At 24.5% G+C, this 14,142-nt stretch carries 10 protein-coding genes; 3 read left to right on the top strand and 7 right to left on the bottom strand.

The genetic code is table 11. The features are described from left to right. Positions 1-61 precede the first annotated feature (61 nt). On the bottom strand, positions 62-535 hold the full coding sequence (locus AELL_RS07965) for an acyl-CoA thioesterase (RefSeq protein WP_118917439.1): 474 nt from the start codon (positions 533-535) through the stop codon (positions 62-64). 134 nt (positions 536-669) lie between these two features. Beyond that, positions 670-2,448: a PAS domain S-box protein gene (locus tag AELL_RS07960; RefSeq protein WP_118917438.1), complete on the bottom strand. Its 1,779-nt coding sequence runs from the start codon at positions 2,446-2,448 to the stop codon at positions 670-672. 276 nt (positions 2,449-2,724) lie between these two features. Between AELL_RS07960 and AELL_RS07955 the strand changes: the two genes are divergently transcribed. Beyond that, positions 2,725-3,828 carry a response regulator gene (locus tag AELL_RS07955; protein ID WP_118917437.1) on the top strand — a complete coding sequence of 368 codons (1,104 nt, stop codon included), beginning with the start codon at positions 2,725-2,727 and terminating at the stop codon, positions 3,826-3,828. A gap of 28 nt (positions 3,829-3,856) precedes the next feature. Here AELL_RS07955 and AELL_RS07950 read toward each other — a convergent pair whose 3' ends face one another. Together AELL_RS07950 and ligA are read right to left on the bottom strand one after the other, a co-directional pair. Beyond that, positions 3,857-6,364 carry a sensor histidine kinase gene (locus AELL_RS07950; RefSeq protein WP_118917436.1) on the bottom strand — a complete coding sequence of 836 codons (2,508 nt, stop codon included), beginning with the start codon at positions 6,362-6,364 and terminating at the stop codon, positions 3,857-3,859. A 12-nt stretch (positions 6,365-6,376) separates the two neighbouring features. Continuing rightward, positions 6,377-8,326, bottom strand: coding sequence for an NAD-dependent DNA ligase LigA (gene ligA / locus AELL_RS07945; protein ID WP_118917435.1), 1,950 nt, complete (start codon positions 8,324-8,326; stop codon positions 6,377-6,379). A gap of 101 nt (positions 8,327-8,427) precedes the next feature. On the opposite strand from ligA, the gene AELL_RS07940 reads away from it, so the two are divergent. Both AELL_RS07940 and AELL_RS07935 read left to right on the top strand, forming a co-directional pair. Then, entirely contained in the window at positions 8,428-8,775 is a 348-nt protein-coding gene (locus tag AELL_RS07940) for a hypothetical protein (RefSeq protein ID WP_118917434.1), read from the top strand. Between the two features lie 79 nt (positions 8,776-8,854). Further along, positions 8,855-9,142, top strand: coding sequence for a TFIIB-type zinc ribbon-containing protein (locus AELL_RS07935; protein ID WP_118917433.1), 288 nt, complete (start codon positions 8,855-8,857; stop codon positions 9,140-9,142). A 39-nt stretch (positions 9,143-9,181) separates the two neighbouring features. Here AELL_RS07935 and AELL_RS07930 read toward each other — a convergent pair whose 3' ends face one another. Genes AELL_RS07930 through AELL_RS07920 form a run of 3 tightly spaced genes read right to left on the bottom strand, consistent with a single transcriptional unit; the run spans position 9,182 to position 14,036 of the window. Continuing rightward, the gene (locus AELL_RS07930) at positions 9,182-10,474 is read right to left on the bottom strand and encodes a M20/M25/M40 family metallo-hydrolase (RefSeq protein ID WP_118917432.1); all 1,293 of its coding nucleotides are present in this window, start codon (positions 10,472-10,474) and stop codon (positions 9,182-9,184) included. 38 nt (positions 10,475-10,512) lie between these two features. Next, the gene (locus AELL_RS07925) at positions 10,513-13,320 is read right to left on the bottom strand and encodes a transporter substrate-binding domain-containing protein (protein ID WP_118917431.1); all 2,808 of its coding nucleotides are present in this window, start codon (positions 13,318-13,320) and stop codon (positions 10,513-10,515) included. Further along, on the bottom strand, positions 13,317-14,036 hold the full coding sequence (locus AELL_RS07920; protein ID WP_118917430.1) for a response regulator transcription factor: 720 nt from the start codon (positions 14,034-14,036) through the stop codon (positions 13,317-13,319). Before AELL_RS07920 ends, AELL_RS07925 begins: the two co-directional genes overlap by 4 nt. Positions 14,037-14,142 lie beyond the last annotated feature (106 nt).

Genomic DNA, 14,142 nt, shown 5'->3' with positions numbered 1-14,142 from the left:
TAGCTAAATAAAAAGGGGAAGATTTAAAAATCTTCCCCTTTTTTTATGGAAATAAAAGAGATTATTTTGCGTGTCTTGAAGCCATTCTAATCTCTCTTCTTTGAATAGCATCGTTATATCTTCTTTTATCATCTTCAGTTACTAATTCTAATTTAGGAACTGGTGCTGGTTTTCCGTGTTCATCAACTGCAATCATAGTAAAATAACAAACATTTGTATTTTTGATTGTATGGTCTTTAATGTCTTCTGAAATTACTTTAATACCAATTTCCATAGAAGTTCTTCCAGTATAATTAACTGAAGCATGGAAAGTAACAAGAGAACCAATTTTAATTGGGTCTTTAAATAAAACCATATCTACTGACAATGTTACTGCATACATTCCTGTATATCTTGCTGCACATGCATATGCAACATGATCTAACATTTTTAAGATTTCTCCACCATGAACATTTTTCCCAGAGAAGTTTGCTTTATCTGGAGTCATTAACATAGTCATTGTAAGAGACTTTTCTCTTTTTACTTCTTCACTCATCTTTTAACCTTGTGTTATAATTATTGATATATCTTGTATTATAAAATAAAAACGTGCCATAACCGTAGCAATTTAAAAAAATAGTCTTATAGATTGGAAAAATATATAAAAAAGTAACATTTTGATTTTAGTTCTTAATCTTTATATCTATTTCTAATTTCAATAAATAAGTTTTTATTTTCTAAAAATAAACTCACAAGAAATGGATCAAACTGTTTTCCTTTTTCATTTTCTAAAAGTTCAAAGATTTCTTCATCTTTCCAAGCTTTTTTATAACATCTATCACTTCCTAAAGCATCAAAAACATCTGCAATTGCTGTAATTCTTCCATAAATATGTATCTCTTCACCTTTTAATCCAAAAGGATATCCAGTACCATCATATCTTTCATGATGTTCTTTTGCAACAATTGCTGCTGTTTTTAAAATATCTCTATTAGAATCTTTTAAAATGTTATAACCAATTATTGAGTGTTCTTTCATAAAGTCAAATTCATCTGGAGTTAATTTTCCAGGTTTTTTTAATATAGAATCAGGAATACCAACTTTTCCAATATCGTGCATAGGAGAAGCAATTAATAAATTATTTGCTTCATTTTCACTTATCCCATAAAGAATTGCAAGAAGTTTTGAGTATTCAGCAACTCTTTTTACATGATTTCCTGTCTCTTTACTTCTTGTTTCTCCTATTTCTCCCATTTTATAAATAATCTCTTTTTGAGTTGATTGAATCTCTTCATTTAGATTAAATAGTTCAGTTAAATCATTTATAATCCACATATATTCTATTGTAAAATTGTTATCATCTTTTATTTGAACAATAGTAATATTTATCCAATAGTTATCCCCATTTTTTGATTTGTTATTTAATATTTTATTAAATATCTTTTTGTCATCAATCAATAATTCAAGATTTTCAAATAAAGAATCTTTTATATCTTTATGTTTAAAAATTTTATAATCAGAACCAATTAATTCTTCTCTTGAAAATTGAGTAAGTTCAATAAATTTATCATTTACATAAATAATTTCTCCAAAATTATTTGTTCTTAATAAAATACTACTTATATCAATGGCTTTTTCATACTCTTTTGCAAGTTTTATAGAGTGATTGAGATTATCTTCTGAACCTTTTAATTTAAGTTTGAAATACTCTTTTGCCTCTTCTTGTTCTGTTATATCATTTCTTAAAGCAATAAATTCTTCAATATTTCCATTTTTATCAATAATTGGTTTTATAAAAGCTTCAACCCAATAATATGAACCATCTTTTTTTTTGTTTTTTATTTTCCCTTTCCAAGCAATTTTTTTGTTTTTTATTGTGTTCCAAATCTCTTCAAAAACTTTTTTAGGAGTATCAGGATGTCTTACAATATTGTGATTTTTTCCTATTAATTCCTCTTTTTTATAACCTGATAATAAACAAAACTGTTCATTTACATAAGTTATGATGCCTTTATTATTAGTTTTTGAAACTATTGAACTCTCATCTACGGCATCTTTATACTCTTGTAACAATAATGAAGAGTGATTTGACTCTTTTTGCTTTTTTCTATTATCAATCCACAAATCAATTTTGAAATATAATTCTTCTTTTAAAAATGGCTCTTTTATAACATCAACAACACCTAATTTATATGCATTTTTAATAACTGAAATCTCTTTTACTCCACAAAGTATTATAGGAATTTCTAAAGTAGATATTTTTTTTAAAAAAGAGATTTCATCATACTCTTTTGAATTAATATTTAGTATTATCAAAGCAGGTTGTTGTAGTTTAATTAATTTTATAATTTCATCAATTTTATAAAAATGTATAATGTTATTATATTTCTCTTCAATTAAACTTTTTATTTTTTGTTGCACTGAATTATCAACAATAAAAATTGTTTCAGAACTCTTTTCAATTTTCATTAAAAACTCTACTTACTCAATAAGATAAAATTATTTTATATAATTAATCTAGTTATAATTTGAAAAAATAATTACACTTTTTACTATATAAACGTCTTATTATAACTTTAGCATAAAATCATAATTTTATTATATTAATAACTGGTCGAATAATTTACAATTTTTATTCCTTTAAAAAATAAAATGATATTTTTATAATACTTTTTTTGAATATAATAAAATAATGGTATTGAAATATAATAAAAGAAAGTTTTATTAAAAAATGATAGGAATATGATGAAAAAGTTTACTATTTTGATTGTAGATGATATTGAAGAAAATATCTATTCATTAAGATTATTGATTGAAGAGAGTTTTGATGTAAATATTTTTACAGCATTAAATGCAAAAGAGGCAATTAAAGTATTAGTTGAGAATAATATTGATTTGATTTTGACTGATATTCAAATGCCAGATATTGATGGATTTGAATTTGCACAATATATAAAAGGTGTAGATTCAATTAAACATATACCTATAATTTTTATAACAGGGATTTATGATAAAGATGAATATAAAAATAAAGGTTATGAAGTTGGTGGTGTTGAGTATATAACAAAGCCAATAAATAAAAATCTTTTAACTTCAAAATTAAAAATCTATATTGATATTTACAATAAAATAAAAGAGACAACTGAAAAATTAAATACAACTCAAGATTTATTAATTCAAAATAGCAAATTAGCTTCAATGGGTGAAATGATAGGTTTAATTTCACATCAATTAAAACAACCACTAAATGTTTTGTCAATGAGTTGTGATAATATAAATATGGCTTTTGATTTTAGTGAATTAGATGAAGAGTGTATGAAACGTTTTTCTGAAAATGCAAAAAAACAAATAAATTATATGGATACAACAATAAATGGTTTTCTAAATTTTTTCAAACCAAATAAAATAAAAGAGCATTTTTTAATTAAAAATTGTATAGATAAAACAGAAGAGATACTAAAAAATAAAATCAAATTATATGATGCAGTCATAAATTTAGATATTGATGAAAAATTGGAGATTTTTGGTGTAGAAACAGAGTTATTACAAGTCTTAATAAATATTGTAAATAACTCTTTAGATGCATTTAAAGAAAGAGATATAAAAAATCCAGAGATATTTATAAAATTATATAAAGAAAAAAGTAAAATAGTTTTAATCCTAGAAGATAATGCCGGCGGTGTAGATAAAGAAAATTTAGATAGAATCCAAGAACCATATTTTACAACAAAAGAGAATGGTACGGGAATAGGTTTATATTTAGTTGAAATTATTATTGAAAATAGTTTTCAAGGTAAACTAGAAGTTTTAAATGGGGAAAAAGGATTGAAGTTTATTATTGAACTTTGAAATAAATAGATGATAAAAAATCATCTATTTATATATTATTTATTTCTTCATTTGAAAGAGGAAGTTTAAAAGATTTTTCAATTTTTTCCTCTTTTACAGAATTTAATTCATCATTTGAATAAAGAATTATCAAATTATTATCCAATTTTTCGTTTATTAGATTTTTTTCTAAATCACTTAATTTTGAAATATCAATCATAATCTTTGAGTTTTCATTTTTGTTTTTCAAATCAATCAATTTATCCAAAGAATTTGTTTGTTTTACAATATATTTTTTATTCAATATGGTAATTAAATTTAAAAAAGTGATTGGGTCATTATTTAAAATTAAAATACTCTCTTTAGTTTTTTTCTCTATTTGAGAACTATTTTCTAATTTGATATTTTCAAATGAATCTATTTTTTCTTCATTTTTGATTGAGTTTTTTATTTCATTTTTTAAATTTTTAGGAAGCAATAATTCAAAAGTTGTTCCTTTATTTAATTCACTTTTTACATCAATTTTTATATCTAATAATTTACATAATTCTTTAGAAATTGCCAAACCAAGTCCAGTTCCACCATATTTCCTAGTTGTACTACTATCTACTTGTTTAAATCTTTCAAAAATTTCATTAAGATTTTCTTGAGCAATTCCAATACCATCATCTTCTATATTTATTTTAATAAACTCATTTTCATTTTTAACTTTTAATCTAATTTGACCTTTATTTGTGAACTTAATCGCATTACTTAAAAGATTGTTTATTATCTGTTTTAATTTTTCTAAATCAGTATAAATATCTTTTATATTTTCATCTATTTCTAAAACAAATTCCAGATTTTTATTTTTTGTTTGTTCATAAAATTTATCATAGATTGTTTGAATAGATTTTTTAATATCAACTTTTTCTATAGAAAGGTTTATTTTTTTTGCGTCTAATTTTGATAAATCTAAAATATCTGTTATTAAATAAATTAAATCTTTACCACATTTATTTATAATTTGGATATTTTTTAATTGGGTTTCATCTAAAGAGTTAGATTTATTTTTAAGCATAATATCGCTAATTACATTTATTGAGTTTAATGGAGTTTTTAGTTCATGACTCATATTTGCTAAGAAATTATCTTTTGCTTTATTTGCTTCTTCTGCGAAAACTTTCGCATCATATAGTTTTTTGTTTTTCAGATTTAACTCATTAATCATTTCTGTAAAATTTTGGCTTAATTGAGAAATTTCTAAAATATTTGTATCAAGAACTTTTATATCACTATTTGTCTCTTTTATTTGTGAAGTTTGTTTTGATAAATCAATAATAGGTTGAGTAATTGAAAAAGAGAATTTATTTATTTTTTTCAATAATAAATAGAAAAATATAATATAAAACAATAATAATAAAGCAATAGCTATATAACCGATTTTATTTGATAAGTTTTTTAGATATTCAATTGATGCAAATATGTTCTTTTTATCAATTAAAATCATCAATTTCCAGTTCGTTTCATCTATATTTTGTTGTAAAGTTACATATTCATTATCGTTGATTTTTAGTGTAGATAGAGTTTTATTATTTTTTATTAAATCTTTAAAATGTTCTGCAAATGGACTTTTGTTTTTTAATAAATTAAACTCTTCAGGTTTAGAAATAGTTTTTAAGATAGCATCTGTGTATAAATGTTCTTTTAACTCTTTTAGTCCTAATAATTCTTCTATTTTTTCAGGCATTGCTAAAATCATACCATCTTTATCAACCATGAATAAATTTGCATCATAAGGAAGTTTTCTATTTAAAATATTTTTAACAAACCTATCAATTGTAATATCTAGTCCTGTAACACCCTCTAAAAAATCATTTTTGTATATTGGAACTATACAAGATAACATCCAACCATTTCCAGCTGGGTCAAGATAAGCTCCCGTCCAAACAGGTTTTTTATCTGGATTATGTTTTTTAGTGGCTAAATAATAAAAGTTATAATCTTCCATATTTATGTGTTCACCATATTGTTCATAAACTTTAGGAATAAAAGGATATAAACGATTCATATTATCCCAAGAGTTAAAATATGCTGCAACAATATCAGGATTTATATCTACAACACTTTTTAAAGAGATATCCATAGCTTCAGTAAATGTTGCTTTATCTACTTCTTTTTGTGTTATAGGTGTTTTAGAAGAGTAATATAAACTTGCTCCTATTTCATTTGTTTTATAAAAAACACCATTTGGTGCAATTGCAAATTTTGGTTCATTATTTGGTAAACCAAATCTATTTGGATTTGTAAAAATTGTTTGGTGTTCATTTTGTAAAAGAAGAGCCGTTTTTGAAACTTCATTTAATTTTTCACTAATAAAAGTAGCTTCATTTTCAAGTATTGCTTGAGAATAAGATTGAGCTTCCCCAAGCAATAAATTGATATTTTTAGAAGAGATATATGAATTTATTGAAAAGTACATAACTAATAATGCAACTTCAACAACTAAGATAGGAATTAATGAATATCTAATAAAATGTTTAGATAAAAACTTTTCAAGTCGTTGTTTTTTAATCATTTATATTCCTTTTTAAGAAATTAGTCTGTTCATCTCTTCTTCTGTTAATGTTGGAACATTTAATTCAATTGCTTTGTCGTATTTACTTCCAGCATCTTCTCCAAAAATCACATAATCTGTCTTTTTAGAGACACTAGAAGCTACTTTTGCTCCTAAAGATTCAAGTGTTTTTTTAATCTCACCTCGGCTTATACTCATCGTTCCAGTTATTACAACAGTTTTTCCTTTAAAAGGATTTTCTTCAACTTCAATTTTTTCTTCAACTTTTGGATTAATTATAGAGATTAATTTTTCAACTAACTCTTTATTTACTCTCATAAATTCAGTAAATGAATTTGCCATTTGCTCACCAATTCCATCTAAGGCTATAAGTTGTTCAAAAGTTAAATTTATAACATCTAAGCCAAACTCTAAGCAAATTTGTTTTGAAGCAACTTCCCCAATATGTTCAATTCCTAAAGCATTGATGATTCTGTGAAGTTCACTTCCTTTTGTATTTTCTATTGCATTTAAAAGATTGTTTATTTTTTTCTCTTTAAAACCCTCTAAATCTTGTAAATCTTCATATTTTAATGAGTAAATATCTAAAATATCATAGATTTTTTTCTCACGTACGAGTTGTTCAACAATTTTATTTCCTAAACCATCAATATTCATACAATTCTTACTAGCAAAATAGATAATAGAATTTACAACTCTTGAAGGACAATCAAGATTTTGGCATTTTATAAGTGCTCCTTCATCTAAAAGTTCACTAGAACAATCAGGACAAGAAGTAGGGCGAGGAATATCAATTTGAGTTCCATCTCGGCGTTCTGTAAAAACCTTTGTAATTTTTGGAATTACATCACCACTTCGTATAATTATTACTTCATCATTGATTTTTATATCTTTTCTTTCTATTTCATCAAAGTTATGTAAACTTGCACGTTCTACTATAACACCTTCAATATCTGTTGGTTCAACAACTGCAACAGGAGTGATAACTCCTGTTCTTCCTACTTGTAAAATAATATCTTTGATTTTTGTTGTTTTTTCTAAGGCTGGAAATTTGTAAGCACATGACCATCGTGGAAATTTTACAGTGTAACCAAGCTCATCTTGAGTTTCTATATCATTGATTTTTACAACCATTCCATCAAGCATCATTTCTATTTCATCTCGAACCTTTATTATTTCATGGTAAAGCTTCTCAATTCCTTCAACACTTGAAGTTAAAGTTTGCATAGGTGGTTTTACAAATCCTAAAGAGTAGATATAATCCATCATTTCAGAGTATTTTGTAAAACCAAGTGAGTTTAAACCAACACCCCAAACATTAAAAAATAGTTTTCTTTTTGCAGTTATATTTGGGTCAAGTTGTCGCAGACTTCCTGCTGCTGCATTTCTTGGATTTGCAAAAACTTGTTCGTTGTTTTTGATTCTCTCTTCATTTATTTTTTCAAAATCGGCTTTTTTGATTACTATTTCACCACGAATTTCTATTAAAGATTTTTCTTCTATTTGAAGAGGAATAGAGTAAATAGTTTTTACATTATTTGTTACATCTTCACCAACAGTTCCATCACCTCTTGTGATTGCTTGTTTTAATATTCCATTTTCATAAATTATATTTAAAGATGCTCCATCAAATTTCGGTTGGCAAAAAAACTCTAAGTTTGTATTTACTTTAGAAGCTCTTTTTATCCAATCTTCAAGTTCCTCTGTATTAAAAACATCTTCTTGTGACCACATACGAGATAGGTGAGATGCTTTTTCAAATCCATCAAGTACAAATCCACCAACTCTTTTATTTGGTGAGTTTGGGTGTGAAAGTTGTGGATTTTCTTGTTCAAAAGCTAAACAAGCACGAGAGAGTTTATCATACTCTTCATCAGTTGCTATTGGATTATCAAATACATAATAGGCTTGTGCCCAAGAGATTAATTTTTCTATACTTAAATCATATTCACTTTTAGTCATAACTTCTCATTAATAATTTTTATTTGAATTATACTTAATAGATTTAGTATAAAAGATAAATAAGTTATAATTATTTTTAAATAAAAATAAAAGAAGAGTTGATGAGTTATTTAGATATTTGTATAATTGGTTGGAATTTAAACGCCTTGATGTTTGTGATAAATTTTTTGATTGCAATAAGAGTTATTTCAAGTGGTGATAGAACTAAATTACAAGAAGAGAGTTTAGTTTTAAAAGAGTTAAAAGAGGAGTTAGATAAATATTATCCATATAGAACTTTTGCAACAATTGCTGCATATATGGTTCCTTTTACAGCATTTTTTAGAATATCTTTTAGACTTGTTGAAATGTATCTGTTTTTCCAAAAAAATCAAAATGCAAAGATGTTTGATTATATGGTATATAAATATTCTTATGATATTGAAAAGGCTAAGTATAACGATAAATAACAATCTTTAATTTATTTTAAATAAAAATCTTATAGTATAGTCATTTAGATAAAAATATTTATAATTTATGGAGGAAAAAATGAAATGTCCAGTTTGTAAAGATGTAGATTTAGTAATGAGTGAAAGACAAGGTATAGAGATTGATTATTGTCCATCTTGTCGTGGAGTATGGTTAGATAGAGGTGAATTAGATAAAATAATAGAAAGAAATTTAACATCAACATCTAATTCATATTCACAAAATTCATATAATGAGCAAAAATCTCATAAAGAACATCATAATAAATATGATAATCATGCTAATCATGGTTACCATAAAAAGAAAAAAGAGGGATTTTTATCAGAGATTTTTGATTTCGATTTTTAAGATTTCTTTTAGCTATCCTCTATATTTTAGAGGATAGTTTTATTTCATCTCTAAAGCTATTTTTTTCACAATCTTATAAACATTTTCTACTGATTTTATAGAAACTTGTTCTTTTTTTGAGTGAGGGAAATTTATAGTTGGTCCAATTGAAGCTACTTTTATATGTTGATATTTGTCTTTAAATATTGCACATTCAAGTCCTGCGTGGATAGCTTCTAGTGAAGCATTTTCATTAAACTCTTTGTATATTTCCAAAACTTTTGAGGTAAATTCATTTATATCTGGTTTCCAAGCTGGATATTTTCCATTTGTTGTTACTTCAAAGTTATAGTTTTTTAGCATTTCTATCGTTTCATTTTTTAGATTTTTTAAATCATCATTATCCATAGAACGACCACTTAATTCTATTGTTATTCCATCAATTCCTGTTTTTATGATTGCTAGATTTATTGAAGTTTGAACTACATTTAACTCTTCATTCATAGCTCTTACACCATTTTGGAAGTCGTAGATAAAATCGATTATTTTATCATCGTAGATATTTAAGTGTTCAGATTTTGTATCTATTTTATTTATTATCATATTTTCGTGAGCAGAAATAGGGTGGGTTTCACTTGCAATTATTGCTTTTACATTTACTGGAATAGAGTTGATTCTTTCACCTCCATTTATATCTAAAAGTTTTCCATTGCACTCTTTTATAGTTTTTGCTATTAACTTTATACCATTTGGAATATTTTTATCTATATCAACACCACTGTGTCCACCTTGAAGTTTTCCTATACTAATTTCATATAAATCAAGATTCTGCGTATTTTGAACTATTTTTTTATTAAAATTTGTTCCAAAAATATCAACTCCACCAGCACAGCCTATACAAATCTCACCTTCTTCTTCACTATCAAGATTTAACATATAAGAGGCATTTAGTGGTAAACTTAAATTATTTGCTCCAATTAGACCAATCTCTTCATCACTTGTAAATAAAAACTCTCCATCATATTTTTCACACATTAAAGCAATCATATATGAACATCCAATTCCATTATCACTTCCAAGTGTTGAATCAACAGCTTCTAATAAATCCCCATCTTGAATGATTTGTGGGACACAATTATCACTTAAACAAACAATATCATAGTGAGATTGAAAAGCTAGTTTTGCAGTTGAATTCTCTTTTTTACATAAAATATTGTTAAATTCATCAACTAAACACAAATATCCTAACTCTTTTGATAACTCTTTCATATAATTTATAAATGGTTCGTGAGTTCCTGAACATCTAGGAATTGCTGTAATTTCTTTGAAAATATCAATTATATTATTATTCATTTTTCTAAAAATCCTTTTAAATTTTTTGTATTATATCATTATAAACTAAGAGGCAATTTGATGGTAAAAAGTGCACCATTTTCACTATTTCTAACACTTAAATTTCCCAAACAGTGTTCATCAATAATAATTTTACTCATATAAAGACCAATTCCTGTTCCTTCTTTCTCTTTTTTTGTTGAAAAATATGGGTCAAATACTTTATCAATAATTCCAAGAGAAATTCCACCTGCATTATCATTTATTTCAATAACTGCAAAATTATCAATTTTTGATGTTTTTATAAAAATCTTTTTATTTTTTATATCTCTTTCTTCAAAGGCATCTTCTGCATTTTTTAAAATAATCAAAATTACTTGTTGAACTTCATTTATATAAGTTGTGATTTTTTCATCATATTGATATTTTATCTCTAATTCTATATTTTTTGAAATGAGTGATGTTTTAATTATATTTATAGATTTTTGGATTATCTCTTTTAAAGAAGATTCAAATTTTATTTTGTCACTTCTAAAAAAGTTTCTAAAATCATCTATTGTTAAAGAAAGATGTTGAGAATAATCATTTATTAGTTTTAGTTCCACTTCTAAATCTTTATTTTCAATCTTTTTACCTAAGATGATTTTTAATAATAAATTATTTGTTGTTGCACTAATTGCTGCTAGTGGTTGTCTCCATTGATGGGCAATCATACTAATCATTTCACCCATTTGTGCAAGTCTTGATTGTTGGATTAGTTGATTTGTTTTTTCTTTATTTTTTTTAATCTCTTCGGCGATTCTTTCTTCTAGTTTATAAGTTAGACTCTCTAACTCTTTTTCCATTTTTTTTCGTTTATTAATATCTCTAATTACTGTATGAATTAAAGGAACATCATCTATTTCAATATAAGTTAAAACGATTTCTATCCAAAGATTTTCTAAATCTTTATTTTGAAAAATCCATTCAAAACTAGAAATACCATTTGTTATGGTTTCATTGATTTTTTCTTGGGCTTTTATATTTGAACTTTCTCCATTTAATTGATATTTAGGTGAAATATCAGGTAAAAATTTATTTAAAAGTTCATCTTTTTCATATTGAAGAATCTTTAAACTTGCTTCATTACAATCAATAATTTTATTATCTTTTATAAGTAAAACTCCATCTGCTGATTTACTATATAATTTTTCAAAAAGTTCTTTTTGTTTTGCAATTAATTTTGTTTTTTCTGCAATCTCATTATTTGCTAATTTAAGAGCTTTATTATGTTTATTTAAAATAATTTGTCTATAAATTAAAACACATAAAACAATAAAAATAAAAGATAAAACTTTCCATAAAAGAGAATAATCATAAGAATTTTTCAAAAAAGAGTTTGCCCATTTGTTTGAAATATTTGTATATTCATACTCTTTTATTTGTTCAATAGTTTTATTTAGAATTTTATATAAAACATAGTTTTCATTTGAAATGGCTATTTTTGTATTTAAAGTTAAATCTGTATATCTTGAAATAAAAATATCATTAAAAGCATATTTTGATACATAATAAGCAATAACAGGAAGAGGTTCAACAGCATAATATACTTTGTTGTTATTAACTGCTTCTAAGGTTTCATAATCATTTGAAGTCTCAAAAATATCAATGTTTGGATATTTTGATTTAAAATAATCAATATTTTCAGAAGTTGATTTTTTAGCCATTGTTTTGTCTAAAATTTCATCTATACTTTCTACAACAGGCTTGTTTTTTTGGGTTATAATCGCAAGTTTATAACTTAAAATAGGATTGGTAAAAAGTGCAATATTTTTAAGTTTTGTATCTTCTTGTGTTGTAGGTAAAATATCACAAACACCAGTTTGTAAATATCTTATAGCAGTTTCATAATTATAAACTTTTATATTCTCAAATTTGATATTAAGTTTTTTCCCAATCAAATTTAATAAATCAATATTTATACCTTTAACTTCATTGTTTTCATAAAATTCAATAGGTTCTAAATCTATAATATGACACATTTTTATAACAGATTTATTATTAAGGTAAGTTTTTTCTTCATTAGTTAAAAAATTCTTTTCATTATGAATTTCAGTTGTACCAAACCATTTTCTTTTTAGATTCAACAACTCTTCATCTGTAACACTATTTTGAGCTTTTATAAATATTGAATTTAAAAGAGGTTTGTTTTTTGAGGTAGCAATACTTATATGACTAACTAACTTATTATCATCAATATAGTTTGTAGGTACAACTTCTGAAATATTTTTTGTTGAAATTATGTAATCCATTACATTTTTTTTATCAATTGTTGCATCGGCTTTTCCTAAAGAGAGCAATTTTAATGCTTCAACAGAATCAGTTACTAAGATTTGTTCTATATTTGGATAGTGTTTTTCTATATATTGTTGAGCAAAAAAACCTTTTGTCATTACAATAGTTTTACCTTCTAGTTTTTCTAATGTATCTAAGTGTTCATTTCCTTTTTTTACATAAATTGCGTTAGAAGCAGAATGATAAACATTTGAAAAATTAAAAAATTTTTCTCTTTGGGGACTGCTTGACATATTTATAATAGCGTCAATTTCATCTTTTTTTAACATTTTTACAAATTCGTCCCATGATGGACCTGAAATATATTTTACGTGGATATTTAATTTTCTTGCCAAAAGATTTACATAATCTATAACAAAACCTTTGGCAATACCATTTTCATTAAAATTATAAGGAGGCCAATATTGTTCGTTATGTAATTTTAAAGGTTGATTTTTTGAGAGAAATTCTAATTCTTCTTTTGTTAGATTTATATTATTTGTTGCATTTAAAAAAGTAGTAAAAAGAATGAAAAAAAGAAGTATGAATTTCATTCTTCTTCTTCATATTTTAGAGTATATCCAAAAGAGTAAACTGCTTCAAATAAATCACAATTTAATTTTAATTTTAGTCTTGTTATTAAATTTCTCAATCTTTTTGTATTATCTTCATAATTATTAAATAAATTGTATTCAATCTCATCATAAGTCTTTGATACACAATTTGTAAGAAGAAATAGTTCAAAAAGGTTTCTTTCATATTTTGATAGTTTTATTATTTCATTGTTTTTTAATAATTGATTAGTAGTTTTATCCCAAACAAAACCATATTTTAATTTGACTCTATTATCATATTTCTTTTTTAAGTCATATTTGTCAATCAATTTATCTAAAGTTTCTGCAATTTGTTCCAAAGTATAAGGTTTTAAAATATAACCATCAATTCCTTCATTAATAGTCTTCATAAAATATTCTTTGTCATCGTGGGCAGAAAGTACAATTATAGGAATTTTTTTATTTTTTATTCTTACTGTTTCAATAAAAGATATACCATCAACCAAAGGCATTTTTATATCTGTAATTATTAGATCAAAGCACTCTTTATTGAATAAATCAAGGGCAATTTTTCCATTATCTGCTAATTCAATTTTTTTAAAAAATGAAGATAACATTTTGTTTGTTTGAAATTGTACATCAAGATTATCTTCTATATACAAAACATTAAAGTTTTTTGTATAAGTTATAATATTCTTTAATTTATCACTATGCATTGTTTACCTAAGATTTAATTTAAAGTAGGGATTATATGAAAAAAATGATGTTAAAAAGTTAAAAACAGGGTTTTATAAGAAAAAAATAATTTATTAAGGAGTTAAA

Origin of the sequence: Arcobacter ellisii (genome assembly GCF_003544915.1) — a bacterium.
Taxonomy (GTDB): Bacteria; Campylobacterota; Campylobacteria; order Campylobacterales; family Arcobacteraceae; genus Aliarcobacter; species Aliarcobacter ellisii.
This window is presented reverse-complemented; position numbering and strand designations above follow the sequence as displayed.

Bases quoted from the DNA above. Each gene is read 5' to 3' on its own strand.
- AELL_RS07950 (WP_118917436.1), bottom strand. From the start codon at position 6,364: ATGATTAAAAAACAACGACTTGAAAAGTTTTTATCTAAACATTTTATT.
- AELL_RS07935 (WP_118917433.1), top strand. From the start codon at position 8,855: ATGAAATGTCCAGTTTGTAAAGATGTAGATTTAGTAATGAGTGAAAGA.
- AELL_RS07940 (WP_118917434.1), top strand. From the start codon at position 8,428: ATGAGTTATTTAGATATTTGTATAATTGGTTGGAATTTAAACGCCTTG.
- AELL_RS07920 (WP_118917430.1), bottom strand. From the start codon at position 14,036: ATGCATAGTGATAAATTAAAGAATATTATAACTTATACAAAAAACTTT.
- AELL_RS07965 (WP_118917439.1), bottom strand. From the start codon at position 535: ATGAGTGAAGAAGTAAAAAGAGAAAAGTCTCTTACAATGACTATGTTA.
- ligA (WP_118917435.1), bottom strand. From the start codon at position 8,326: ATGACTAAAAGTGAATATGATTTAAGTATAGAAAAATTAATCTCTTGG.
- AELL_RS07930 (WP_118917432.1), bottom strand. From the start codon at position 10,474: ATGAATAATAATATAATTGATATTTTCAAAGAAATTACAGCAATTCCT.
- AELL_RS07955 (WP_118917437.1), top strand. From the start codon at position 2,725: ATGAAAAAGTTTACTATTTTGATTGTAGATGATATTGAAGAAAATATC.
- AELL_RS07925 (WP_118917431.1), bottom strand. From the start codon at position 13,320: ATGAAATTCATACTTCTTTTTTTCATTCTTTTTACTACTTTTTTAAAT.
- AELL_RS07960 (WP_118917438.1), bottom strand. From the start codon at position 2,448: ATGAAAATTGAAAAGAGTTCTGAAACAATTTTTATTGTTGATAATTCA.